Below are 24,930 nucleotides of genomic sequence, written 5' to 3'. Positions count from 1 at the left end.
TATGACCAACAGCAGAGGCATGACCCTCCTTGAACTGATGGTGGCGGTGGCGATTCTGGCCGTCCTGGCGGGGATCGCCGTGCCGGAATTCAAGCAGTGGGCCGCAGGGCAGCGGCTCTCCTCTTCGGCCCGGGATGTGCACCTGGTGTTGCAGGCTGCCAGGGCCGAGGCCATCAAGAGGGGAGAGGACGTGGTGGTTGCCTTTACCGAAGGGACCGGGGCGGCCGGGCAGTACACGTCCTTTGTGGACGAGGACGGCGATCGCTCCCTGGATACGGATGAGACCACCCTGGAATCAGGCAGTTTTCCAGGCGGCATCGACATGTTCCATGCCCGGTTTGACCTCAATGGCTCCGGCACCCAGGACAAGGACCGGACCCACTTCGGCCGCCACGGATTGACCACCGGCCGCAATGGGGAGATCAAGTTCAAAAATACCTACGGAAAGGCAATGCGCGTGGTGCTCAACGGCGCCGGGACAAGCCGCGTGGAAACGATGTGACGGGGAGATGATGCTCATGAGGATGTACTCAAAACAACAGGGGTTTACCCTCTTGGAGATCATGGTGGCCGTGGCCCTTTCCTTTATCCTGATTTCGGCGGCCTACTTTTTCTACAACCACCAGGTTCAGACGCGGATCACCCAGGAACGGGTCACCGACATGCAGCAGAACCTGCGGGCCGCCATGCTCCTCATGGAGGACGACATCCGCATGGCTGGGTATGATCCCAACGGCACCACCGGTGCTGCCATCACCGTTGCCACCGCCTCCCGCCTGACTTTCAGCTACTCCATGGACGGGGATGCCAACGGCACCGACGACGACGGCGACGGCGACGTGGATGAAGCAGACGAAGCCCTTCTTACCGAGACGATTTCCTACGGCCTTTTTGACGACGGCAGCGACGGGGTCTCGGACCTGGGCCGGACCGTGGGCACCGGATCCCCGGTGGCGGTGTCCGAGAACGTGGAGGCCATGGAGCTATCCTACCTGCTGGAAGACGGCAGCGTCACGGGAACGCCGACGGACCTGACGCAGATCGTGGCGGTGCGTTTTGCCATCCTGGCCCGGACCCGGACGGGTGAGCAGGGGTTTTCCAACAGAGCCACCTATGCATACGACCCACTGGATTCCACCAAAGTATGGGGTCCTTACAACGATGAGCATCGGCGACGCCTCCTGCGTCATACGGTGCGGTGCAGGAATCGGGGGATATAGACGTATGGAAATGAATCGGAACACGCAGGAAGAGGGCATGACCCTCATTGAGGTGATGGTGGCCAGTGTGATTCTCCTGGTGGGGATTTTGGGCATCGCCGCCCTCCAGATCCATGCCATGAGAGCCAACGCCCAGGCCTTTGACATGACCGAAGGGGCCGTGGCCATCGGGGATCGCATTGAGCGGGTGCTGGCGGAGACATGGACGGACAAGGTCACGGGGGGGGACCTGGCCGAAGGCACCCATACCTCGACGGACGGGAGCTACACCGTCACCTGGGTCGTGGCCGACGCAACCGATGGCCGCAGCAAGACCGTGAATCTCACCGTGAGTTGGGGGAGCGGGGATGAGAGCCACTCCATCTCCCAGGTGATGGTTCGGACAAAACAGTGAGAAAACCCTTTTGGGGCTTTAACCAAGGCAACCTGCGGGTGGTCCTTTTTTCAACGAAGGAGAGACCCATGAAACGGTGGTGGCAAAAGACCAAAGGACAAAACGAAGAGGGGAACGTGCTTCTGGTGGTGATGGTGCTTCTTTTTCTGGTCACCATGATCGGCATCGCCTCCATGAACAACTCCGTGGTGGAGCTGCGCCTTGCAGGGAGCGACCGGGTGGTGAAGCGCAACTTTTACAACGCCGAAGCCGGGCTCTTTGAGGCCGTGGCCAATTTTGAGCGCATCTACGGCAATGAAGCCGATGACGATGGGAACCGGCTCTACACCCTGGACAGCACAAACCTTCCGCTGCGGGACCGAGACCCGGAAAACGGCGGGGTCTCCTTTGCCTCCCCGGTCCTTGACGGGGACGGAATCCCCGTGGCCTGGATCGAGGTGCGCGCCATTGTGCTCAAGGCCAACAGGCTTGCCAGCGGCCTTTCGGACGACGCCGACGAGGTGCCCTCCATCGCCCATATCGGGCCGGCACCCCCGGGATTTGACAAAGCCACCTACCGAACGCGGCGATACGCTGTGACGGCAACGGCCATCGATCCCACAACGTATGATGCGACAAACCCAACGGATTCCCTTACCGGGCCCACGATCCAGTGCGGCGTGGATATTGGGGAGGAGTTCGACAAAGTGGTTCATCTGGTGGGGCTCTGATCCCAAAGGGAGGTTGATATGCGAAGTCGACACACATGGTGGTTGGTGGCCATGGCTTTTCTGATGGTAAGCCCGGCCCTGGCCGATGACATGGCGGCCATCTACGGGACCCAGCCCGTGACCCTGGAGCCCAATGTGCTCATCATGTTTGATAATTCCGGGAGTATGTCCACGGAAGATGTTCCGGCGGAACCTTATAATTCGGCAACGGTTTACAGTGGCGCTTACGAGACCCATGCCGTGTACCATAAAAAAAAAGGTGAATGGAAAAAGCTGACGGATCATGTGGACAATATCGTTTGTGAACCCGTAAAAAACAATTTGAAAGAAAACGGTTTTGACAAGGATTATTTGCGCACAAAGGACCTGTCATGCGGTGGTTGAAGAAGGATGGTTAACTGGGAATGACATGAACTATGAGGGTAGCTCCTTTTCGGAAAACCGGTCCCGTTTATCTGTGGCAAAGGAGGTGGTGACAGGTCTTTTGAGCGATGTCACGAATGTGCGTTTCGGGTTGATGGTATTCCACTCCAGCCAGGGTGGGTACGTGATGGATACGTGTGGAACGACCAACAGCACCATATCTTCCCATGTTAACTCGCTGACAGCCGAAACCTGGACGCCTCTGGGGGAGACCCTGGCAGAGGCCGGGCTCTATTTTGCCGGAGCCACAAGTCATTTCAACAACGGTGTCGCCTACACCAGTCCCATCCAGCACAGTTGCCAGAAAAACTACGTTATCATCATCACCGACGGGCAGCCGACCAAGGATGACAACAGTATTCTTTACACGGCCAACTATTACGACAATAAAAAAATCGGGGATTACAACAACGACGGACGTGAACTTGATTCCGACGGAAATGTCAAATATCCCTATAGTTATAGTGGTACCGATTTTCTGGATGACGTGGCCGGATTTTTATACGACACGGACATGCACTCCATGGGGGCAGGAACCTCCTTTGAAAAGCAGAACATCATCACCCACACCATCGGTTTCAAGCTGGACCATGATCTGCTCTCCCGCACGGCCATCCTGGGCGGGGGAAGCTACCATACAGCCAACACCGCCTCCAGCCTCAAGGAGGCCTTTGTCCAGATCATCAGCACCATCGTGGAAGAGTCCACGGTGTTTGTGGCCCCAGTGGTGCCGGTGAACCGGGTGAAGCGCACCGCGGACGGGGGCTTCATCTACCTGGCCTTTTTCAAGCCCATTCAGATCGGGGAGTGGCTGGGCAACCTGAAGAAGTACGGTCTGGATTCGGTGGGGGATATCCTCGATTCCACGGGTGCTGCCGCAGTGAATGCCGACGGTACCATGAAGGACAACAGCCTCTCCTACTGGACCCAGCTGAGTACGGACGGAGCGGATGTGACCAAGGGCGGGGCCGGAGAGCGGATCCAGACCCAGGCCAGCCGCAACGTCTACACCTACACCGGTACCAGCAACGCCCTCACCGACGCCAGCAACAGCTTTGTGGAGACCAACACCGCCATTGGCGTGGATGCGGCCCTCATCACCGAGGTCCTGAACGGCATCAACGACTGGCCCATCGGCTCCATCATCCACTCCGAGCCCGCGGTGGTGCACTACTCCACCTCTGCCACGATGATTTACTTCGGGTCCAACGACGGGTTGTTCCGGTGCATCAACGACGCCAACGGCGAGGAGGTCTGGGCCTTTGTTCCTCCGGGCCAGCTGAATCGCCTCAACCTGCTCCAGGACAACAACAACGACTATTACGTGGACGGGCCTCCGGGGGTGGACTACGGGGTGCGTATCACGGGTACGGACCTTTTTACCCCGGAAACCGTGCTTGTGGGCGAGCGGCGGGGTGGCTCAACATATTACGCCCTGAACATCACCGATTACAACTCCCCGAGGTGGAAGTACGACATTGAAGAAACACACCTTGGTGCCGGGGCCGAGGTATTGGGGCAATCGTGGGGGACCCCCGAGGTGCGAACCATTAAGGTGTCCGCAGATACCACGGCGGACGTGTTTATCCTTCCCGGGGGCTACGACAACCAGCAGGATCTGGATGCGCCTGCCTCCACGGACAGTGTGGGGCGTGCCCTGTTTGCCGTGGTCGCTTCCTCCGGGGCCCTTACCCCCGTTAAGGTCCATGCCGGGAACTGGAGCAGCATGACCCACAGCATCGTTGATGTCGCTGCCGTGGACCACAACGCCGACGGCATCACCACCCGCATCTACGCCGGGGACATGGCCGGCCAGGTCTTCGTCCTTGCCGACGACGTGGCCATCACCGGTACCGGAGCAGACCAAAAGGCCGAAGAGGTGGCACCGGCTGGTACCTGGTCGTACAAGAACCGCCTGTTCCGCAGCGGCCTGGGCAAGATCTTCTACGCGCCCGTGGCCTCGGACATTGAGGGCAGCGTGGAGGTGCTCTACTTCGGCACCGGCAACCGGGCCGACCCCCTGGACACCACCGAGTCCAATCGGTTCTACGGCGTGTATAACTACTGGCTGGATACCGACCTGACCCCCGCCAACGACCTTCTGGATGTCTCGGACCCCACTGGTTCCTACGACGAAGCCCTCAAGGCCAAGAAGGGGTGGTACATGAACCTGCCCAACCCGGGGGAGAAGGTCGTCTCCCAGGCCCTGGTGGATTCGGGGGTGGTCTACTTCACCACCTATACCCCTGTGGTAACGGGGATTGCAGCGCCCATTGACGATCCGTGCGGAGGCACCGGCGCCCGCGGGACCGGTCGCCTGTATGCCGTGAGCATGCTTGATGCCACGCCTGTGACGGATTGGGGCAACTCCTCTTCAGGCAAGGTGCGGTCGACGATTCTGCCTGCTGACCTGCCCATTGCCGTGCCCATCATCAAGAACCGCAAGATCTACGTCGGGGCCAAGAGCTGGGATTTGCCCGAAAACGATCGGGTGGAATACTTTTACTGGAAGCAGACCCGTTAGGTTAGGAGGACGAGACGATGAAACGATTCATTCTGGCCGTTGTGTGCATGGTGTGGGCGATGGGAACGGCTGCCTGGGCCGGAGAGATGCTGAGCGAGGAGGAGTACGACGTCTTTGACTTTATCGAGATGCAGGCCCGGGTCCTGGAGGTGGCTGGGGACTGTACCTGGGTGGTGGTGGGTGAGACCCGTTTTTACGTTGGGTCTGCGGTCTATGACGGCAACAGGGTCCGGACCACCTGCCTGGATGCCAGTGGGAATCCTTTGAAAAATGCCTGCCTTATCAAGCCCCGTGACCGGGTGTACGCCAAGGGCGTGATCCTGGAGGACCGAACCATCATGGCGGTGACCATCAGGAAACGAGACCCGTAAACGTATCGTCCTGAAGGTGAAACGGCACGTCGGCTTTGAATGTCTTTTCGAGTACGGGCCACCCTGCGCCACCGAACACGGTGGACGAAGGGGTGGCCCGTTTTTTTGTGTGTTGCCTCTTTCTTTTTTCCAGTGGTATGGGTAGTTGAAGATAACTTGTGAGCTATTTTGAGAGTTAAATGATCCGAGCCGACATCCGGGCATGTTTCTACGAAACGGATGGGAAGGAAGAGACCATGGCGACAGAGACCAGCACAACCCGGGAGATGTGTCTCTACGCTGGGTTGTCCGAAGCAGCCTGACCAACCCGGAGCTTAAGGCCAGGAAAGACGGCATTGAACTGAAAAAAGGCGATGAGGATGTCAGGGCCCGTGTGAAAAAGATTTCCGAGCTCGTTTCAGAGATCGTCATCGACGATCGATTTGACGGCATCCTGGAAGGCATTGAGGAGTTTTCCCATATCCTCGTTCTCTACTGGCCCCACCTGGTCCCGGACGAGGGGCGCTCCGTCCTTCAGGTTCATCCCATGGGGCGAAAAGACGTTCCCCTGAAAGGCGTCTTTTCAACGTGCAGCCCGGCACGGCCGAACCCGGTCCTGGTGACCGCGGTGCCCCTTGTGTCCCGTAAGGGCAACGTCTTGAAGGTGCGGGGCCTGGAAGCCGTGGACGGCAGCCCCATCATCGACATAAAACCCTACATGACCCATTACTACCGCCCGGAAGGGGTGGAGATGGCGGGCTGGATGTGTCGGCTTTTGGAAGAGGTGGACGGGTAGAGAGACGTGGTTTGTGATTATCGTCGCGTTCCCGCGGGTCGCTTTTTGAAAAAAGCTCCGCAAAAACATTCCGGTTGAATGGCCGTTATGTTGAAACAATCGGCTCGCCAGAAGCTTTCGGCCAGCCCTCGTCATTCGTAAGACCTGTGTGTCAAACCCAAGTCATTAAATCGGGTAAAAGGTTGGCCCCCGGCAGGGCCGCCGGATGCAATTTTTGGAGCTGAAGAGTTACATGTAATGAAAATTTGCGCGAATGCTTTCACCCCGAGGAACGAGGGGGGGAAAGCATTCGCAATCTGGGGTCCAGGGGATTTATCTCCTGGCCGCCGGAGGCCTGTTTTATTCCCCTCGTTAACCTGCCAGGGGCAGTTGCTCAAGGGTATCCGGTGCGGTGAGGGTGTAGAGGCTGTCGGCGGTGTGGATCATGTTTTCCACGTCGTGGGTGACGTGGATGACGGTGGTGGTTTTTTTGGAGAGGGCCTCCTCCAGGTGCTCGCAGATGGAGTCCCGCAGGTCCGGGTCCAGGCCGGTAAAGGGTTCATCCAGGAGGAGGAGGTCCGGTTCGATGGCCAGGGCACGGGCAATGGAGACACGCTGCTTCATGCCCCCTGAAAGCTGGTTGGGGTAGCTGTGCTCGAACCCTGTAAGGCCCATGTCGGCCAGGCAGCTCATTCCGGCCTTCTGGGCCTCTTTCTTTTTTTCTCCCCTGGCGATAAGGGGCAGGGTGACGTTTTCCAGGGCCGTGTTCCAGGGCAGGAGGCGGGGTTCCTGAAAGACGTAGCCAGTTTTGCAGGTGTGGCGGACCACCCTGCCGGAGGTCGGGGTGACAAGCCCTGCGATGATCTTCAGGATGGTTGATTTTCCGGCCCCGCTGGGCCCGGTTACGGCCATGCGCTGCCCCTCCGTTATGGTCAGGTTGAGGCGACGCAACACCTCCCGGTTCTTGAAGGACATGGTCACATCAATGAGTTCAACGGCCGGTTTCATGATTCCCTCCACAGGTATTTCTCTTTTAACGGTTTCAGCAGGAAGAATTCGATCCCCCCGACAATGGACATGCTGATCAGGGCCAGGGCGTAGAGCTCCGGCGTGTCGAGGTTTGTCCGGGAGATGGCCAGGCAGTGGCCGAGGCCGTTGTTGGCCCCGAGTACCTCGGCCAGAACCACCACCCGGATCCCGTTGCCCACGGCAATGACCGCCGCCGAAAAGAAGGGGCCGGCCACGGTCATGGCATAGATGCGCCTCAGTTTCATGGACAGGGGAAACCGGTAGATCTCGGCCATCTCCAGAAGGGACCTGTCCACCGAACTCATGGCCTGGGAGACGTTGACATAGACCACCGGTGCGATGGTGCAGGCCGTGATGCTGATGACCATGAGGTTGCCCATGCCGAACCAGAGCATGAAGACCACCACGATGACCACCCCCGGGATGGTCATGAGCATCCACCTGAGGGGTTCGATCATCAGCCTGAAGGGGTCGAAGAACCCGGCCAGGAGGCCCAGGCTCCCGCCGACAAGAAGCCCGAACACCAGGGCCAGGCCCACCCGCTTCAGGCTCACGGCAAAGTGCCGGAGGATAAAGGTCGGGTCGCTCAGCAGCCTGGCTGCCGCAGAAAGGGTCTCCAGGGGTGAGGCCACCACCAGGCCCGAGTAGTGGCGCGCCACAATCTCCCAGGCCAGGACGAGCAGAAGGATGCCGGAGATGCGGAGGAGCAGGCGGGCTGTGGTGCCGTGGATGGTTCCCATCATTGCGTCACCAGAAAAAAGTCTTCCCCCGGAAGGTCGCCCCCCGTGGCCCTGGGCGCCTGTCTGGAGAGTTGATCAAGGAAGAAGAGGGTGTCGGAAAAGGCCTGTGTCTCGCTGGTTACACGGATGTCCACCCCGGGAAGGGTCCCGTCTTTTGACTGGGCCACCAGGGCCGGAAAGCTGTTTTCCGCCATGGCCAGGGCCTGTTCCGGGTTGGCCGTGATGCTCTCGACGCCCCTGCGGTACTCCTCCAGGATCCGGCGCACCATGGCGGGGTTGTCCAGGGTGTTGCCAAAGAGGGCAAAGCCGCTGACATAAAGGGGCTTGCCGTCAAACTTTTTTTTCCAGAGCGTCCTTAAGTCCAGGTGCCTTTCAAGGAGGGGCGCACCTTTGTCGGCCATCTCTTTGGATCGCATGACCGCCAGGGTGGCCGCAGGCTCGGCCAGCAGTGCATGGTGCCCTTTGCCAAGGAGCAGCAGGTTCACCGCCTCCAGGGCGCCACCTGTGTGGTGGCGTTTGATTTTCGGGGCCCCTTGCCCCAGAAGGGCGTTAAAGAGGAGCTCGGGCATCTCCTTGTGGCCGAAGGGGAAGAGAATGGTTCCGCTGAGATCTTCCAGGCCTGTTTCTGAGGCCTCCGCCGTGGAGACGATCCACAGGGGTGTCTCAAAAAGGGCGGCCAGTTTGGCGTGGACTCCCTTGTGGTAAAAAAGGGAAGCAGATGCCGTGGTAACAATGGCACCGTCCACCTGTCCCCCGGCGATCATGGCCCGGATCTGGTCCGGGGAGTGCCAGGGGGTGAATTCGATGGTCATGGCCGGGTCGTCAAAGGTCATGCCGGACATCATGGCAAAGGGGAGGCTTTCGGCCACAGGCGGGCCGGAGAGCCTTACGACAGGGCCTTCGGCGGCCTGGCTGTTTAGCGGCCGTGCGGCTGCCGCACAACAGAGGGCCAGCACAATCATCATGACACGGGTTAGAAACACCCCGGGTCTCCCCGGGGTGCGTACAGCGTGGGTCATTATTTATCCTTTCTGTTTCCGGGCGATGGTCAACTCCACCTCGCCCACGGGAAGGGTGAGGGGGGAGGTCTCCACCGAATGAAATCCCGCTCGGCGAAGGTGATCGGCGATCTCCCCTTTTTGAAAGACATAGTTCTGGCCTTCCAGGGCCAGGGACAGCCTTGAGAGCACCACATGCTCCGGTGCCGTGCCTTCGCCGGTGGTGCCTTCGTGGAGACTCACGAAAACCCCGCCGTCGTTTAAGGCCGTGTGGAGGCGGGAGAAAAAGTCAGAGGCCTCTTTGACGTAGTAGAGGTTGTGGCTGGCCCAGATGATATCGTAGCCGGTGCCGAAGTCCGTGGTGTTGTAGTCACCCTTGATGTACGAAATCCGTGATTCCATTCCCTCTTTTGCCACCTCTTTTTCCGCCAGGCCGATGATGGCCGGCAGGTCGCAGAGAACCCCTTCCATGGCAGGATGGCGTTTGAGGACCTCCATGCACATGAGGCCGGGGCCACACCCGATGTCCATGATCTTTGTGGCAGACGTGCACTCGGGAAGGGCATCGATGGTATCGGCGGCAAGGGCGGCAATGCCTGCCCGTTGGTAGGGTGCCAGGTGTTTGACCGATGCCTGCCACTTGCTCTCGTCTGCGAGGCGGTCCTCTTTTTTCACAGGTGGGGGGCCGCCTTGAACCAGCGCTTCGATTTTGCCAATGTTCCGGTGCTGCATGCGGGACAGGTTGAGAACCATATCTCCCAAGTAGACCGGGCTTTCCGTGCGCAGGGAGGTCTCGGCAAAGGGCGAGTTGAGGTAGTTGCCCTGGTGCTTCACGGCCAGGCCGATGCCCGCCATACTGTCCAGAAAGTGGGTGAGGTTCCCGAGGTCCGTCTCGCCGGGCAGGGCCGCTGCGATCTCCTCGGGGGTCGAGACCCTGGCCAGGATGTCGGCCATGCCCATCTCCACGGCTGCCTTGAGGATGGCCATGCGCACAGGCCCCTGGAGGGCTTCGAAGATCGGTGTCATGGGGTTTTTGCCGTTGATGTCGAACAGGGGTGTCATATTAAAGCCTCCAGTTGAGTGTCAGCCCAAAGGTGAGTGGATCGCCGTCTTCCACCATGGTGAATCCCTGCATGTTTTTGACTTTTTTGGTGGCGTACTCTTCGTCCAAGAGGTTTTTGCAGTAGACGGAGATATCAAAACGATCAAAGGCGTAGCCCAGCTTGAGGTTTACCAGGGCGTACCCGTTGTCTTTCAGGGTGTTGGCCGCGTCAAAATACTGCTTGCCCGCGCCTGTGACGTCGGCGATGCCGTAGAGGCCGTTGGTCATGTAGTAGGCCGCCCCGGCGTTCCAGGTGAATTCAGGGGCCCAGGGCAGGGAGTTGCCCGAGTAGTCGAAGGGCATGCCGCCGGAAGTGCCCTGCCAGGTATCGATCTCCGTGTCGGAGATGCCCACGCCTGCAAAGACTTCCAGGTTGCCCAGGGGCAGGGCGGTGAGGTCCAGTTCAACACCCTGGCTGTGGGCTTTGCCTGCGTTGGAAAATTTCCAGACGCCTTGGCCTCCCCCAGGCACTTCTTCCCTGACCTGTTTGTCGTCGATGTCGATGTAAAACAGGGAGAAGTCCGCCTTGAGTCGTCGGTCAAAGAAGGTGGCCTTAAGGCCTGTTTCGTAGTTTACGGTGTACTCGGGCTCATAGCCGAAGGTCTCTTCGGAGTTTGCCGAAAAGTAGTTGAAGCCCCCGGCAAGCCAGCCACGGGCACAGGTGGCGTAGGCCGTCAGGTTGTCGGCAATGTCGTAGGAGGCCGAGGCCATGGGGAGCCATTCTGTTTCGGAGAGTTTTTCGTCGAAGGTCACGGGCCCCGTGATGCTGGTGTAGGTCTGTGTTCCTTCGGCTGTGGCGTGCTCCCCTCGCAGGCCGCCGGTAAGCTTCAGCTTGTCTGTAAGCCGGTAGGTTGCCTGTCCGAAGATGGCGTAGCCGTCGTTTTCCGAATCTGTCACTCGGTTTTTGGCCATGGCGGGGGAGACATGGTTCAATGTCATGGTGGTGTCCAGGTCCTCGGTGAACCCGAAAAGTCCCATGACCCAGGAGAGGGGGGCCTCTCCTTCGGAGGCGACTCGGAATTCCTGGCTCCAGTTGTCCTGGTCGATATCTAAATCGGTGGTTCCCAGTTTAACCGGGGTCCGATCAAAATCGTGGGTGAACTCCCGTGTAAACTGGCGGTTGCTGGTGATGGACGTGAATTTGGCATTATCGGCCCGCCAGTTCATCTTGATGACTCCGCCCACTTCCTCTTCATCGGCGCGGTCCTCTTCACTGGAGCGGACCTTGTGCCTGTCCGAGGCCTGGGGACCGTCTTCAAAACGCAGGGTGCTGACGCCCTTGTCCTGGTCCAGGCCGTCCAGGGTGGCCACAAGCTCGAAGCGTTCTCCCGGGGTCCAGCGGAGGGTTCCCCGGGCTGCGGTGGTCTCTTCGTCGGCCACGTCGTCTTTGCCCGTGACTTCATTTTCTACGAAACCGTCTGATTTACGGCCTGTCACGGACAGCCCCAGGTAGAGGGTGTCCTTTACCACAGGGCCGCTCACCGAGGCTTCCCCGCACCAGGTGTTGTAGTTGCCGCCGGACAGGCTGGCCGTTGCCTTCAGTTTGTCTCCGGGCTCCTCCAGAACCACGTTGATGACCCCGGATTCGCTGTTCCTGCCGTAAAGGGTCCCCTGGGGCCCCCTGAGAACTTCCACCCGTTTTACGTCGGTGAGCAGCTGATTCTGCATAAAGCTCAAGGGGTAGGCGACGTCGTTGATGTAAAGGCCCATGGGGCTGAACAGCGAGGTGTCGATGGTGGAGATACCTCTGGAGACAAAGGCGTCCCCGGAGGTGGTCTTTTTAAAGAAGACGTTGGGGACAAACAGGGTCAGCTCGGAGAGGTCCTTGATCTCATGGTCCGTGATGAACTGACCGTCTTTGACGGTGATGCTCCCTGCAAAATCCTCCAGGGAGGATTCCCTTTTGCTTGCGGTGATGACCATGTCATCCAGGGCGCGCTGGGGCTCTTCGGTTGCAAAAACAGCGGGCGTTACCAACAGGACAGCCAGGCAGGCTGCAAGGGCGCCCCGTTTGAGAGGGGCTGAATACGATATCATCTTCACTAACACAACTCCTTTTCCTTCTTGGGGGATCGCCTGGTGAAGGCATGGTACTTTTCGGCATGCCTGAGCACCTGTTCAATGGTGTCGGCCATGCAGCGGTCCACCTGTTTAAAATTCATATGGGGGATGTAGTATTGCTCCAGTTTGCCGTGGGTATGGCCTGCGCGGACAAGGGCCTCCATGGCCGCATCAATCATGGCGTCGTAGTCGCGGTCATCGCCTTTCATCTCTCCCTGTTTCGTGCTGATGCCAGGCGTCAGGAAGGCATTCAGGTCGTGCTCCTGTTCCTTGGGGAGCCCCCTGAGGGCATCCGTTGAGATCACCACGTCCATGGCGGGGATGATGAGGTGGCTGATCCTGTGGTGGTCCAGGGGGTGGTGGCAGTATTCCACCTTGTAGCCCCGGCTCCTGGCCTTTGCGGCAAGCCGCGACAGCAGTGTGGATTTTCCGGTGCCCGGGGCGCCGTGGATGACCACCAGGCGAGTGGAGGGGCCAATCACCGTATCCATGAAACTGACCGTGCCCTCCGGGGTGATGGAGTTCATGAAGAGGTGTCTTTCCGGTCCCACGGTGTCGGCCAGGGGGTGGCCGGTGAAGAGGTCTGCACAAAGGGCCTCATACAGTGCATTGACCTTGGAAAAATCCTGATGTTCCGTGGCCAGGCCCGCCCTGTTCGTGCGAACGAGGTGGGCTGCGGCGAGGAAGCGGTACGCCCTGCCGAAGCATCGGTCGGATTCGGCGGTGATGGCCATGATCTCCTTTGCGTGGGGGCGAATACCCGCCTCATCCCAGTAGCGGCCCAGGTTGATGATTTCGTCGACGGCACCGGGGTGCTTGGGGTCAAAGACGTGGTGGCCGGTGGCGGCCGTGACCACCGCCTTGATCTCCGGGACGATGATGGCGTCCAGGGAGTTGGGGTCCAGGGAGCAGTGCTGCTGTTCCACAGCAAATCCCTGGCTGCGCATCTCATCGGCGATCTGCTTCAGGAAGGTTGATTTGCCTGTTCCCGGCCCACCTTTGATGATGGTGATTTTTGCGTCGGTAAGGTCGTGGAAAAAGTCAAAGAAGCAGTGAAATCCATGGGCGGAGTTGCATCCGAAAAAACTTTTTCGTACGAGGTGTTTTTCAGTGGGTGCAGTCATGGGTCCATCCTTAACGTATGTGTGGTTTCGTTATGTCCCGTGTATCGGGATCGTGCCTGTTGGGTTCGGGTAGTTGCCGACGCCTATGCCCGCATGGGGTGAAGCGCCTTCTCATTTTTTCCGTGGGCCGTCAGGAACACATGGTAGAGGCCGTGGGCCTTTACCCGTGCTTCGACGGCCTTGGGATCGGTGGTGTAAAGGTCGAGGCGCTTCATGCGGTTGAAGTAGTTGCCCCCTGAGAAGGTGTACCGGTCGGTGAGCCCTTCCTTGGTGGTGCTTGCCTGGTTTTCGTGTCGGATCAAATCGCCGATGGCCAGGCCATCGGGCAGGGAGAGCAACGGGAGGCCCGTGGCCTGCTGCACACCGTTCCAGCCCGCGAGGCTTCCTGTTGCCATGGCCTCGGTGTGTCCCACGAAGAGCCCTGCTTTTTCCCCGGCACAAAAGAGGTTGGAAACGTCCTGGGCCTGCAGTGCATTGTTCCGGTGCGTCCGTGCCAGGAAGCGTACCGAGTTGGAAGCACCTCCGGAAAATTCGTACATGGCCCGTTCAAGTCCCTTGATTTTCCGCAGCTTTTCCAGGGGAAAAAAGGGCATCATCATCTTGGCGCGGGATCCGGTGTCCAGGAGGATGAGGTTTTGCTTGAACTCAGGGATTGCATATTGTTTGCAGGCCTTGAGCTTGAGGATTCCCTCATCCACGAGGTGTTTCTCAAGGGGAAGGATGACCACCCCTTTGTCGTGCAGGCATTGCCGGATCTCCGGGCTCAGGGTAGCTTTGTTGAGTTCGCAGGAGCCGCTGAAGGACCCGTAGGCCTCACCGTCCCGGAGCCCGACGCTCTCTTCGCACCCTGCCATGTGGCTGAGGCTGACCCGTGGGCCGAAGGAGGGGCATCGGAGCACGCACATGGTGCATCCGTTTCCGTATCGGGCGCAATTTCCCATGGACCCGGCAGAGCCCGTGGTCTCGATGAAGACGTCTCCGTGGATGACGGACCCGTCGGCCAGGGAGACCGAGCGGATACGATCCGGTTCCTCCATGGAGACCCCCACGGCGCGGGCCACGAAGCGAAGCTCAACGCCTTTGTCTTTCAAGGCCTTCCGCACGGCAGGTTCGATTCGGGACGTGTCGTAGAGACTGGCATGGCAATGGCCCGGAAAATCAATGCCGACGTGTTGGGAGAGGGTATCGGTGAGATCAATGAGCTCCGGGGCGCCTAAGCACCTGAGCTCTTCTGCGGCGGTGAACCGTCCGTTGTTCCGCATGATTCCACCGGCGAGCCCGCACCCCAGGAGGAGGTCTGTTCGTTCCAACAGCACCACCTCGGCGCCGGCGTTCCGGGCGGCGATGGCCGCCGCGCATCCAGCCCACCCTCCACCGATGATAACTACCTTGGGCATAATACGATTCCTTTCCTCATTGAGTGCATTATCAAGGGCAGGCGGTTCCTTCTTCCGCGACCTGCCTCGGGTCGAACTGCACCTTGCAGGACCTTACGGATTTGTCGCCCATGGTGACCAGGCAGCTTCCGCAGATCCCTTCGCCGCAGCAGAAGGTATGATTGTTGGAGACCGCAAGGCCTGCCCCGGGACAGTGGCGGTCCATAAAAGCAGTGACGAGTTCATGCTGGGGCGTGCTTCCGGCGCTGAAGGCAAAGGCGATGGACTCCTTGTCCGGCAGCTGTCCCATGGTGGTCTGGCCCTGACTTCCGTGAAGGGGGCCTTTCCGGACGATCACATCCTCGGGGAGGTACTCCGAAATAAAAAACGGGCCGGGCGTGTTGACCAGCAGGGTCACCTTGTTTCCGTGGGCCAGAAGGCGTTTGACCACAAGGGGGACCGAGGCCTGGGACATACCGCCGGTGACCACGAGGCAGTGGGCGTCCCGGACGCTCTCCACAGACCTGTTGCCCTGGAGGCCGTTCCAGTAAGGGCCCCTCAGGAACAGGCGCATGGGGCTCCGTTCCAAAAGCCGCGTCTTCGGACCGGTGACATGGAAGGCCAGGGTCACCGTGCCTTCCATGATGTCCGACGCCACAATGGCCATGGGGGCATCGAAAAAGGAGCGTTCCGTCAGACCCCTGACAAAAACGTAGCTTCCCGGATGGTTGAGGGACCGCGCCATGGCACGGGAAACCGCGATTTTTTTCAGGTATATCCCGTTTTCAATACGCCGTGAGTCGGCGATATCGCAGAGCACGGTCTGCTTTCGCTTCACCGCCTTGGATCCGTTACGCAGGTATCTCTGGTAAATACACACCTTCGACCAGTTGCAGGCACACACCTCTTTGCCCTGGAGCAGGGTGCAGACCGTGCATTCACCCACTTCGGCCAGGTAGCAGGGGCAGAACTCCGTGCCTGCGTCGATGCATTCAAACGGGTTCATGAAGGGGCTCCATGGCTGTCTTGCGGGTGGTGGCGCGGGTTTTTACGACATAGAGGCTGTAAAACCCCGAAGCGCACAGGACGATCTCTTCGTAGCACCCGAAGAGACCAAAACATTTCGGGATGTTGACAAAGGCCCAGACCAGAAGAAGGATGAAGATATCTCTGTCCATCCGGGGGGCCGCCGAAAAGAGTATGAGGGCGAATCCGGCCAGGGGACAGGGGAACATAGGGAGCACCACAAATCCATGGCCCAGGGCCATCCCGGCGAAGGGGAAGAGGTAGACACAAAGCAGAAGCACTCCGACAAGGACTTGGTGCAGCGGTGTATCGGGCAGTCGGTAGGAACATTTTCCGGTGACCAGCAGGTCGATAAGAAAGAGAAAAGAGATCACCAGGTACAAGGGCCCTCCCACAAAGAGTGCCATGGGACTCTTTCCGCAGTAGAGAAGGAAACAGGCGATGCCGTTCCAGGCAAAGGCTGCGGCCAGAAAAGCCGTCATTCCCTTGTCCGATGCTTTTGACGGTTTCGCAAAAACTCCGTAAAGCGCGAAAAGGGAGAGCAGGATAAGAAGGATTTGCACGGGCAGTGTGTCTTCGTTGAATTTCCTCAAAATCGTCCAGAACATCTCAGTTTTGTTCACGTCTCCTCCGAATGCGTGGTGTGGCGGTTTCCGCAACCGGTGAGGGGGGCTGCGGGTGAGCATAATGAACCCGATGTGGTCATGTGCTGGGTGTTGTTACTTTATTCAGGAAGGCTTAGGTATTGCAGGCTCTCCTCAGGTGCACTGGATTACATGATCATCTTGTTTCATCATGCAGGCAATCCACCCAAAGGATCTGCTGCTGTTAAGGTTCGCGTGCCCGACGGCAGCGATGTGTCTGGATATTTACCCGTCGTACAATTTTATGTCAACCCATAACTTTGTCATTCCTAACATTTTTATAACTTCCATATGACTTCTCGCGATGCCAACAGAATGCCTGCCGGTCCAGGTCATTGTCGTGGCCGGTGTGCATCGTATCCTGTCATGCATTTGCGAATCCTTTGGTGATGTTTTGTCAAGGTTGTTAAAAATCAGGACCTTCCATTTTATTTGCATGTTCCAAAGGGTGGAGGTCGTGATATATTAACAGCGCTGCAACCGGCTTTCGCATTCCTTGAGACCGGTACATGGTGTGCTTGATTTTTTAGCCGTTTTTCTTTTGTCGTCCCGCCGCGAAAGCCTTTGTTCCTCATTTGGTGTGTATCGTCAATTCGCAGAAGGTTCTGGATACCTAAGATGAAAAGGAATGGCATATGAAAACACGTCGGATATCCATGGGAGTCGCCCTGTGCGTTGTTTTCGGGGCATTGGTCTGGGGGGACGCGGAAGGATCCTGGCTGGATAAGATCAATATCTTTAAGAAAGACAGTGGAGAAAATTCAGAGGTGGCTGAGGGCGCACCATCCACCGGTGAGATCGGCGATGCGTTCAAAGAGGCGCTTCGCATGGGCACCGAGAGTGTCGTGGGCCGTTTGGGCACCGTGGACGGGTTCAACGGGGATCCGGCTATCCATATCCCTTTGCCCACGGAGCTTCAGGCGGTGAAATCCATGTTGGACAAAGCGGACATGGGGCACCTGGCCGACGATCTCGAACTCAAGCTCAACCGTGCGGCCGAAGCAGCCACCCCCAAGGCGAAGGCCCTTTTCTTCGATGCCATCGCCCAGATGACCTTTGAGGATGTCAAGGCGATCTACGAGGGACCGGACAATTCAGCGACCCTCTACTTTCAGGAGAAAATGACCCCTTCCCTCAAAGAGGAGGTGGAGCCCGTGGTGGAGGAGACCCTGTCCCAGGTCGGCGCCATCCGGGCCTACGATCAGGTGATGGATCAATACACATCCATGCCGTATGTCCCGGATGTGAAAGCCGATCTCACCGACTATGCCCTGGATAAAGGCATCGACGGGATGTTTCACTACATTGCCATGGAAGAGGCTGAAATCAGGAAAGACCCGATGAAGCAGACCACCGCCTTATTGAAAAAGGTGTTCGGGGAGTGATGGTGATATCTGGTGAGATGTTTCTGTTTCGGTCGGTCTGTTTCATGGGTGAACGAGGTGCTCACCTGTGGTATGGTCGGAGTCGCGTTTTACCTCTTCCCGTGAACCCGAACAGGCAGGTGAGCATGATCGAAACAGACCACACAAGAAAACTTGATTCCGGTTTTGCCTTGATCCTGATCATTTGGGGGGCCATTCTGGCTTCCCTCGGTGTGTACCTGGGGGTAGGGCTGTTTATGGGGGATACCTTTACGGTGGCCCTCAGAGATGAGTTTCCCGTGGTGACCCTGCGCTATGTGCTGTTCGGCATGTCCGCAGCCACCCTTGCCGGGGTGCATGTGCTGCGCCGGTTTATGCTCGGGCACCCCGGGGGGAGCACCTCTTCGGTTTCATCGGGCCAGCACCCTGCAGTGGCCCGATATGCCGTCATCGTGATTCTCTCCTCAGCCCTCCTTGAGAGCATCGGCATTTATGGCCTTGTGCTGTTTCTCACCGCCGGTGATTCCCTTTCCCTTTACCAGCTCCTGGGCCTGTCGGCGGTGGCCATGCTGGTGTATCGCCCCAGGAAGGCGGAACTCCTGGACCTTGCCCGGCGTATGGGCACATGACGTGACCCATTCTGGAGAGAGCCTCCGGACGCGCCGCTACCGGCATGGTCCGGAGGCTTTTTATCGGCCGGGTTAGCCCACGGGAAACAACGGGAGTTTTTCCAAGAAGACGATATCCTCCCGGGATGCGGCATCGCCTTCGGCGAGGATGGCCGCTTTGACGGTGACGAGGCCCCCTGCTGCCTCCACGAGGCGGCTGATGGCCTCGATGGATTCCCCTGTGCTGATGACATCGTCGATGATGGCCACGCGTTTGCCTTTGATGGCCGCGGCATCCAGGGCGTCCAGACAGAGGAGCTGCTTGCCCGTGGTGGTGATGGACTGCACCTCATCGATGACCGGATTCTCCATGTAGGCTTTCACGCTTTTTCTCGCCACGAAAAACCGCTTCATCCCCATGAGACGCGATACCTCGAAGACAAGGGGAATGCCCTTGGCTTCGGCGGTGACAAGGACGTCTACCTCCGGGAGTTTTTCTATAAGAAGGGGCGCTGCAGCGCAGATGAGCTCGGTGTCGCCCAAAACCACAAAGCTTGCGATGTTGAGGGTCTCGCTGACGGGGACGATGGGAAGCTCGCGGGTTACACCGGCCACTTCCAGGGTGTATGTTGTGTTCATGGGATGTCCTTAAAAAGGCTTAAAAAAATGTAACTATTCAGGTCAAAAAAGCCTCCGGCGGCCCTGCCGGGGGCCAAACTTTTAAAAAGTTTGATAAACAGGTCTCAAGTAATCATTCATAGGCTCCGCCGAAACAATTCCGACATTTTTGCGGAGCTTTTTTTCAAAAAAGCGACCCGCCGGAGGCAAATGAATGGTTACAAAAAAATAAACGGCACGGGAAGCACGCTGGATAAGCCGGCCGTGCCGGAGCAGATGAAAAATCGGCAGCATCCGACTCAGCGGTGATAATACACTTCACAATGAGGCCCGCCATCATGCCCAGAAAAGGATCGGAGATGGCGGTGACCGTCATGGTCACCCCGCCCACGATGGCGTTTCCGCCGCCAAGGGCTGCGGAGGCGTTGATGGGTACGGTGACAATGGCTCCCAGCACAAAGAGGAATCCGGCGATGGATTCGCTGGGCACGTATTTCCCGATCTTGGGAAGAAACCCGGCAAAGAGGATCACAGCCATGAGGGTCATCATGAGCACCCCGGAAAAAACGGGGTGGGGGGCGCTGCCCGTGGCCGAGATGATGGCCTCCACCGGGCCGCCGCCGAACAGGGAAGACGCCATGTCCTGGCGAGGGGCCGCGCAAGATGGCCAGGTGGTCCACGTTGACGCTGGCGCCTGCAATGTTGCCGGTGATCTTGCCGAAGGCGATGTTGGCCCCGATGTTGAGGCAGACCATGGCCAGTGCACCCCGGGCCACGGAGAGGTTCATCATGGGCACTTGAAAGGTAAAGCCCTCTTTTTCAACGGCGTTCATGTCCGATTTCTGCTTCAGGGACAGGGCCACGACGCTTGAGAGCACCACGGAGATGGTGATGGTGTAGACCAGGTCCTTGGTCATCATGTACGTGAGAAACCCTGAGGCAATGGAGCTGAACCCTACGGCTTTGTTCTTGGTGGCCATGCCGAAGGCCACCCGGGCGAGCATGATGCCGACGCCGGCCATCATGCCGTTTGTGATGGCAGGTCCCACAAAGGTAACGATTTTCTCCAGAAAGCCGAACACGCCGATGGTGGCCATGGCCGCTGCACCAAAGAAGATCATGGAGAGGCGTTCCCGCATGTTGTTGCCCATGGTCCCGGCAAGGGTGATGGTCTCGGCCTGGAAGGAAATAGGGGCCACGCAGCCGAAGAGAAGGCAGCCTCCGGCACCCACGATAAAGGCCAGGGCCGTGGGGATGGAGGCAAAGCCGAAGGAGAGGGCGAGCAGGCCCTGGGGGAGGCCGTTGAGAATGACGCTCAAAGCGGCCAGGATATCTTTGACATATTCCATTTTAAGAGACTCCTTATGCGGTTGTCATGCTCCTGAAATACATGCCGAACAAGGGGTCTCGCGAGGGCGCAGAAATACGGAAACAGATCACCCGGGACAACAGGGAGACCTGCGGTTTTTCTTGCACTCCCATAGTCGGATGGACGGCCTTCCGGTAGAGACTCCTGACCCATGTCATCAGGATTATATGGGGTGGTTGGTTGTGAAAGAGTGTGGATAGCAGAGCCTTTCAAGGAATACAATGGGGATTACTATATTTTGAAATGGCTGTGATGCTACAGGGAACCATGCCATTCGTTATGAATTTGGATGTTGTTTATGGAACCAAGACCGGCCAACAAAATAGAAAAGAAGGATGGCCTGGCTGTTGAGAAATGTTCATTGATTATCGGTTTGGGAAGGCAAGGCCGGGATCCAGGGGACCCATGAAGGCGAATCCAACGGGTTGGGTCCCTGCCAAGGGAGGCTGACGGCAATGGCGGCGGCGGGCAGGGCCCGTCGCCCATGGAATTTATGGTGAAGATTCCATAAGGAAAGGGCAACCCATGTCACGTGTGCTTGGGATCATCAAGGGAAAGTGGGGGCTTGCTGTGCTGGGTTGCGCGGTGGCGCTGGTGGTCTGCCTGGACCTGGCCTTTCCGCCCGATATTCCGGCGCCCGGGGAGGGCATGGCCGTGACGGTGGTGGACCGGGAGGGGAATCCCTTGCGGGTGTTTCCCGATGCCCGGGGGATCTGGCGGTACCCGGTGACCCCGGACGAGGTCTCTCCCCTCTATATTGAGGCTCTGCTGGCATACGAGGATCGTTGGTTTTACCTCCACCCCGGCGTCAATCCACTGGCCATGGGCCGGGCCCTTGCCGATGCCCTCCGGCACGGGCGCATTGTCTCGGGGGGCTCCACACTCACCATGCAGGTGGCCCGGATCTTTCATCCCCACCGACGGACCGTTTTGGGCAAGATCGGTCAGATGCTTCGCGCCCTTCAGTTGGAGCGACGCCTCACCAAAGAAGAGATTCTTACTTTGTACCTGAACCATGCCCCCTTTGGCGGCACCGTGGAAGGGGTGCAGGCCGCGTGCCTGACCTACCTGGGCAAGCCCGCCGCAGAGTTGACCCACGCCGAGGCAGCCCTGCTTGCGGTGTTGCCCCAGGCTCCGTCCCGTTACCGGCCCGATCTTCATCCGGACCGGGCTGTGGCGGCCCGTAACAAGGTGGTCGGGCGTCTGGTGGGGTTCGGGCGCTGGGAAGCCTGGCAGGGGGACGAAGCCCGGGAAGAACCCCTGGCCGTTCATCCATGGAACCCTCCGTTTCGGGCGCCGCTTCTGGCCCGTCGCCTGAGGCGCGCCTTCCCCGGACAGGGCGTGATCCGAACCCCCATCGATCCCTGCCTTCAGGCCGGGTTGAGAGACCTTGCGGCCAACTTGAAGGGCGAACTGCCCTCCGGGACCTCCCTGGCCTTCCTGGTGGTGGAAAACGAGACCGGTCTGGTACGGGGGTACAAGGGCTCCATGGATTTTTTTGACGATGAGCGCTTCGGTCATGTGGACATGGTACGGGCTGTTCGGTCTCCGGGGTCCACCCTCAAGCCGTTTCTGTACGCCATGGCCCTTGACGACGGCCTGATCCATTCTGAAAGCCTGCTCATGGACAGCCCCCTGTCCATCGGCGGGTACACCCCTTTGAACTTTACCCGCCATTTTGCAGGGCCGGTGTCGGCCTCCGAGGCCCTGGTGCGGTCCCTGAACGTACCCGCCGTGGAGCTTCTCCATCGTGTGGGGCCGGCTCGTTTCGACAGCCTACTGCGCCAGGCGGGCATCCATTTGCGTTATCCCCCTGGCGGGGGGCCCAACCTCTCCATGGTATTGGGCGGGGTGGGTACCACCCTGGAAGAGCTGGTGGCAGGGTACTCGGCCTTTGGCCGGGGGGGCAGGGCCATCTACCCCGAGGGGCTCGCACTTGCCGGCAGCCAGGAGACCCAGGTGCTCTCGGAAGGGGCGGCCTGGATTGTCCGTCACGTTTTGGAAACACCAGAGCGAACGCGGAACAGAAGGGGGCGGTTCGGCATGCGGCGAGGCCGTAAGCTGGCCTGGAAAACCGGGACGAGCTACGGATTCCGAGATGCCTGGGCCGTGGGGATGACCGAGTCCCATACCCTGGGTGTCTGGGTGGGACGCCCGGACGGCACGCCTCTTCCCGGTCACTATGGCGCTGTTACGGCTGTTCCTGTCCTTTTTCAGGTGGCCGACCGGCTTCCCTCGGCAGCCCCCAGGGGGGCTTCCATGCCCGAGAGTGTGTCCCGGGAATCCGTTTGCTGGCCCCTGGGCATTTTGTCGTCGGACACCGAGCCTGGCCACTGCCATGTCAAGCGTACGGCCTGGGTCCTCAACGACACCATTCCCCCGACCTTTGGCCCCTGCCAGGACGAGGTGCTCATGGCCCCCAATCCCTTGATCGTCTCCGTGAATCCGGACACAGGAAAGGGGCTCTACGGGCCCTGCCTGGATCGCCGGCACATCCTACCCGGCACATTCCCACCCGCACCATTGCCAGGTGGCCTGCAGGAGCCCTGGCCTTTCTTCCCCCATGGATCCGGGATCGCAGCCGGTGCCCCGATCCCGATCTCTCCTGCCTTGAGGGGGAAGCCCCTTTGAGCGCGCCCATCATCATCCACGGTGCCAGGGACGGTGCTGTTTTCAAAGACCCCTTGAAACCCGGACGCCCCCTCACCGTGGAGCTCTGTGCCACAGGCGGCAGCGGCCCTCTGCACTGGATGGTCGATCACACCTGGGTCTCCCGAAGCCGCCCGGGCGCAGCGGCCCGCATCACCTTTTCCACTCCGGGCAGGCACACCCTGACGGTGATGGACGCCTCGGGACAATACGCGGACCTCTCCGTGGTGGTGCAATAACCCGGATATTCCATGGGAAAAACACAACACAAATGAAGATATGACTTTCATGTAACCCAGCCTTAACACCGGGCAGGTAAAGAAAGGCAGCTGTCAAACAACAACCCGTATGTTTCAGGAGGAACCATGAAAATCCTTGGAAAGCAGGGCTGTTTTTTGTGTATTGCGTGTTTCATGATCGGGCTTTTTATCCCACCGGCCTCGGCTGCAAAACATGTTATCCTGATGATCAGCGATGGTCAGGGCATCGGCACCGTCATGGCAACGGATTTTTACAACGGCAACCGGGCCGTGTACGAGTCCTTTGAGACCAAGTACGCCATGACCACCTACAGTGCCCTGGGCACCTACGAGCCCGACCTGGGCTGGCGGCTGTTCGGCTCTCATCTTTTAAACTCCACGGATTCCGCGGCGGCTGCCACGGCCATGGCCACAGGGGTCAAGACCTACCCCGGCATGCTGGGAAAATCCCCTCTTTTCATCGATGTAAAAAACATCGTGGAGACCGCCTCCACCCAGGGCCTGGCCACAGGGGTGGTGACCTCCGTGGAGGTGAGCCACGCCACACCGGCGGGCATGGTGGCCCACAACATCTCCCGCAACAACTACGAAGAGATCGCGGCCCAGATGATCTACGGCAGCGAACTCGACGTGATCATGGGGGCGGGCCACCCCATGTACGACAACAACGGGAACCTGAAGTCCCATGACTGGGACTACGCGTACGTGGGCGGGGAAGCGGTCTACGCAGATCTTACCGATGCGGACGGGGCCCGGGCCAAGGACGGGCGTTCCTGGGCCTTCATGGATGACAAATCTGATTTTGAAGCCCTGGCCCAGGGCTCCCTTTCTGCGGGCAAGGTGTTCGGGCTGGCCAAGGCCGCCACCACCCTTCAGCAAGGGCGCTCCGGCGATCCCCAGGTGGTGGACCAAAGCAACCGGAATCCTTCCGTTCCCAGCCTTTCGAATATGGCCCTGGGGGCGCTTCGGGCTTTGTCCAACGACCCGGACGGCTTTTTCCTCATGGTGGAGGGCGGGGCCGTGGACTGGGCCAACCACAGCAATGAAAAGGGCCGCATGATCGAAGAACAGACCGCCTTTAACGCGGCCGTGGTCGAGGTGGTGGCCTGGGTGGAGGAGAACAGCAACTGGGACGAAACCCTGCTCATCGTCACCGCCGACCATGAGTGCGGTTACCTCTGGGGGGCGGAAGAGAGGGCCTTTGTCCCGGTGGGGGACAACGGTGCGGGCAACCTGCCGACCATGGTTTTCCACGCCGACACCCAGCATAGGCCACCTGTTCCCTGTCATGGTGAAGGGCACCGATGCCGGGCTGTTCCTTGATGGCCTGGTGGGCGGCACGGACGCCTATTTTGCGGATCTCTTCTCCGGGTTCGATCCGGGATTCTCCGGCGACTTGATTGACAACACCGATCTGTTTCTCCTCATGAGCCGCTGGCTGGAGGGGGAGGATGAGGGCACCAACGGCACGGGGCAGTGGTTTAAGGGGATCTGCATGACCCGCACAGCGACGGCAATGCCAACGGGCTGCCGCGGTTCTGGAGAGCGTTGAGAACAAACACCATT

At 59.1% G+C, this 24,930-nt stretch carries 25 protein-coding genes and 1 riboswitch; of the genes, 14 read left to right on the top strand and 11 right to left on the bottom strand.

Annotated elements, in window-relative coordinates; genetic code table 11:
* The first annotated feature begins 1 nt into the window (after nucleotide 1).
* The 8 genes from ACOYW2_RS13830 (at nucleotide 2) to tsaA (ending at nucleotide 6,417) form a co-directional block, all read left to right on the top strand.
* The gene (locus tag ACOYW2_RS13830; RefSeq protein ID WP_482415849.1) at nucleotides 2–502 is read left to right on the top strand and encodes a GspH/FimT family pseudopilin; all 501 of its coding nucleotides are present in this window, start codon (nucleotides 2–4) and stop codon (nucleotides 500–502) included.
* A 22-nt stretch (nucleotides 503–524) separates the two neighbouring features.
* Nucleotides 525–1,220 (top strand): prepilin-type N-terminal cleavage/methylation domain-containing protein, encoded by a 696-nt coding sequence (locus ACOYW2_RS13825; protein WP_482770798.1) that lies wholly within the window; start codon nucleotides 525–527, stop codon nucleotides 1,218–1,220.
* A gap of 4 nt (nucleotides 1,221–1,224) precedes the next feature.
* Complete coding sequence (locus ACOYW2_RS13820; RefSeq protein WP_482770797.1) at nucleotides 1,225–1,614, top strand: prepilin-type N-terminal cleavage/methylation domain-containing protein; 390 nt, start codon at nucleotides 1,225–1,227, stop codon at nucleotides 1,612–1,614.
* 68 nt (nucleotides 1,615–1,682) lie between these two features.
* A complete protein-coding gene (locus ACOYW2_RS13815; protein ID WP_482770796.1) occupies nucleotides 1,683–2,324 on the top strand; it encodes a pilus assembly PilX N-terminal domain-containing protein in 642 nt (213 codons plus the stop codon).
* 90 nt (nucleotides 2,325–2,414) lie between these two features.
* Nucleotides 2,415–2,708 (top strand): hypothetical protein, encoded by a 294-nt coding sequence (locus ACOYW2_RS13810; RefSeq protein WP_482770795.1) that lies wholly within the window; start codon nucleotides 2,415–2,417, stop codon nucleotides 2,706–2,708.
* A gap of 163 nt (nucleotides 2,709–2,871) precedes the next feature.
* Nucleotides 2,872–5,271, top strand: coding sequence for a pilus assembly protein (locus ACOYW2_RS13805; protein ID WP_482770794.1), 2,400 nt, complete (start codon nucleotides 2,872–2,874; stop codon nucleotides 5,269–5,271).
* A gap of 17 nt (nucleotides 5,272–5,288) precedes the next feature.
* Nucleotides 5,289–5,642 (top strand): hypothetical protein, encoded by a 354-nt coding sequence (locus ACOYW2_RS13800; protein WP_180142010.1) that lies wholly within the window; start codon nucleotides 5,289–5,291, stop codon nucleotides 5,640–5,642.
* 202 nt (nucleotides 5,643–5,844) lie between these two features.
* On the top strand, nucleotides 5,845–6,417 hold the full coding sequence (gene tsaA / locus ACOYW2_RS13795) for a tRNA (N6-threonylcarbamoyladenosine(37)-N6)-methyltransferase TrmO (RefSeq protein ID WP_482770793.1): 573 nt from the start codon (nucleotides 5,845–5,847) through the stop codon (nucleotides 6,415–6,417).
* 351 nt (nucleotides 6,418–6,768) lie between these two features.
* Here the strand turns inward: tsaA and ACOYW2_RS13790 are convergent, their stop codons facing one another.
* From ACOYW2_RS13790 to ACOYW2_RS13750, 9 genes are all read right to left on the bottom strand, one after another.
* On the bottom strand, nucleotides 6,769–7,404 hold the full coding sequence (locus ACOYW2_RS13790; protein WP_482415856.1) for an ABC transporter ATP-binding protein: 636 nt from the start codon (nucleotides 7,402–7,404) through the stop codon (nucleotides 6,769–6,771).
* On the bottom strand, nucleotides 7,401–8,168 hold the full coding sequence (locus ACOYW2_RS13785; protein WP_180142006.1) for an ABC transporter permease: 768 nt from the start codon (nucleotides 8,166–8,168) through the stop codon (nucleotides 7,401–7,403). Before ACOYW2_RS13785 ends, ACOYW2_RS13790 begins: the two co-directional genes overlap by 4 nt.
* A complete protein-coding gene (locus ACOYW2_RS13780; protein ID WP_482770792.1) occupies nucleotides 8,165–9,184 on the bottom strand; it encodes an ABC transporter substrate-binding protein in 1,020 nt (339 codons plus the stop codon). Before ACOYW2_RS13780 ends, ACOYW2_RS13785 begins: the two co-directional genes overlap by 4 nt.
* Before the next feature lie 3 nt (nucleotides 9,185–9,187).
* Nucleotides 9,188–10,225 carry a methyltransferase domain-containing protein gene (locus tag ACOYW2_RS13775; protein ID WP_482770791.1) on the bottom strand — a complete coding sequence of 346 codons (1,038 nt, stop codon included), beginning with the start codon at nucleotides 10,223–10,225 and terminating at the stop codon, nucleotides 9,188–9,190.
* A 1-nt stretch (nucleotide 10,226) separates the two neighbouring features.
* Nucleotides 10,227–12,302, bottom strand: a complete 2,076-nt coding sequence (locus ACOYW2_RS13770) for a TonB-dependent receptor (protein ID WP_482771027.1) — start codon at nucleotides 12,300–12,302, stop codon at nucleotides 10,227–10,229.
* A 5-nt stretch (nucleotides 12,303–12,307) separates the two neighbouring features.
* Nucleotides 12,308–13,450 (bottom strand): hypothetical protein, encoded by a 1,143-nt coding sequence (locus ACOYW2_RS13765; protein ID WP_482770790.1) that lies wholly within the window; start codon nucleotides 13,448–13,450, stop codon nucleotides 12,308–12,310.
* 83 nt (nucleotides 13,451–13,533) lie between these two features.
* Complete coding sequence (locus ACOYW2_RS13760) at nucleotides 13,534–14,847, bottom strand: FAD-dependent oxidoreductase (RefSeq protein ID WP_482770789.1); 1,314 nt, start codon at nucleotides 14,845–14,847, stop codon at nucleotides 13,534–13,536.
* A 31-nt stretch (nucleotides 14,848–14,878) separates the two neighbouring features.
* Complete coding sequence (locus ACOYW2_RS13755) at nucleotides 14,879–15,832, bottom strand: hypothetical protein (RefSeq protein WP_482770788.1); 954 nt, start codon at nucleotides 15,830–15,832, stop codon at nucleotides 14,879–14,881.
* On the bottom strand, nucleotides 15,819–16,475 hold the full coding sequence (locus ACOYW2_RS13750; RefSeq protein ID WP_482423394.1) for a DUF6064 family protein: 657 nt from the start codon (nucleotides 16,473–16,475) through the stop codon (nucleotides 15,819–15,821). The genes ACOYW2_RS13755 and ACOYW2_RS13750 overlap by 14 nt, the downstream gene beginning before the upstream one ends.
* A 656-nt stretch (nucleotides 16,476–17,131) precedes the next feature.
* Between ACOYW2_RS13750 and ACOYW2_RS13745 the strand changes: the two genes are divergently transcribed.
* Nucleotides 17,132–17,881, top strand: coding sequence for a DUF4197 domain-containing protein (locus ACOYW2_RS13745; protein WP_482770787.1), 750 nt, complete (start codon nucleotides 17,132–17,134; stop codon nucleotides 17,879–17,881).
* A gap of 125 nt (nucleotides 17,882–18,006) precedes the next feature.
* Nucleotides 18,007–18,489, top strand: a complete 483-nt coding sequence (locus ACOYW2_RS13740) for a hypothetical protein (protein WP_482770786.1) — start codon at nucleotides 18,007–18,009, stop codon at nucleotides 18,487–18,489.
* A gap of 72 nt (nucleotides 18,490–18,561) precedes the next feature.
* Here the strand turns inward: ACOYW2_RS13740 and ACOYW2_RS13735 are convergent, their stop codons facing one another.
* Together ACOYW2_RS13735 and ACOYW2_RS13730 are read right to left on the bottom strand one after the other, a co-directional pair.
* Nucleotides 18,562–19,107, bottom strand: a complete 546-nt coding sequence (locus ACOYW2_RS13735; RefSeq protein ID WP_482770785.1) for a phosphoribosyltransferase family protein — start codon at nucleotides 19,105–19,107, stop codon at nucleotides 18,562–18,564.
* A 278-nt stretch (nucleotides 19,108–19,385) separates the two neighbouring features.
* Nucleotides 19,386–20,435 carry a hypothetical protein gene (locus ACOYW2_RS13730; protein WP_482770784.1) on the bottom strand — a complete coding sequence of 350 codons (1,050 nt, stop codon included), beginning with the start codon at nucleotides 20,433–20,435 and terminating at the stop codon, nucleotides 19,386–19,388.
* A 112-nt stretch (nucleotides 20,436–20,547) separates the two neighbouring features.
* Nucleotides 20,548–20,646: riboswitch (purine riboswitch) on the bottom strand.
* Between the two features lie 334 nt (nucleotides 20,647–20,980).
* Between ACOYW2_RS13730 and pbpC the strand changes: the two genes are divergently transcribed.
* From pbpC to ACOYW2_RS13710, 4 genes are all read left to right on the top strand, one after another.
* On the top strand, nucleotides 20,981–23,086 hold the full coding sequence (gene pbpC, locus ACOYW2_RS13725) for a penicillin-binding protein 1C (protein ID WP_482770783.1): 2,106 nt from the start codon (nucleotides 20,981–20,983) through the stop codon (nucleotides 23,084–23,086).
* Nucleotides 23,083–23,343, top strand: coding sequence for a hypothetical protein (locus ACOYW2_RS13720; RefSeq protein ID WP_482770782.1), 261 nt, complete (start codon nucleotides 23,083–23,085; stop codon nucleotides 23,341–23,343). The genes pbpC and ACOYW2_RS13720 overlap by 4 nt, the downstream gene beginning before the upstream one ends.
* 126 nt (nucleotides 23,344–23,469) lie before the next feature.
* Complete coding sequence (locus ACOYW2_RS13715) at nucleotides 23,470–24,687, top strand: alkaline phosphatase (protein ID WP_482770781.1); 1,218 nt, start codon at nucleotides 23,470–23,472, stop codon at nucleotides 24,685–24,687.
* Complete coding sequence (locus tag ACOYW2_RS13710) at nucleotides 24,653–24,916, top strand: hypothetical protein (protein WP_482770780.1); 264 nt, start codon at nucleotides 24,653–24,655, stop codon at nucleotides 24,914–24,916. The genes ACOYW2_RS13715 and ACOYW2_RS13710 overlap by 35 nt, the downstream gene beginning before the upstream one ends.
* Nucleotides 24,917–24,930 lie beyond the last annotated feature (14 nt).

It is taken from the genome of Desulfoluna sp. CLI2B (assembly GCF_056847375.1).
The sequence above is the reverse complement of the archived record's forward strand: the minus strand, read 5'-3'. Positions and strand labels throughout refer to the sequence as shown.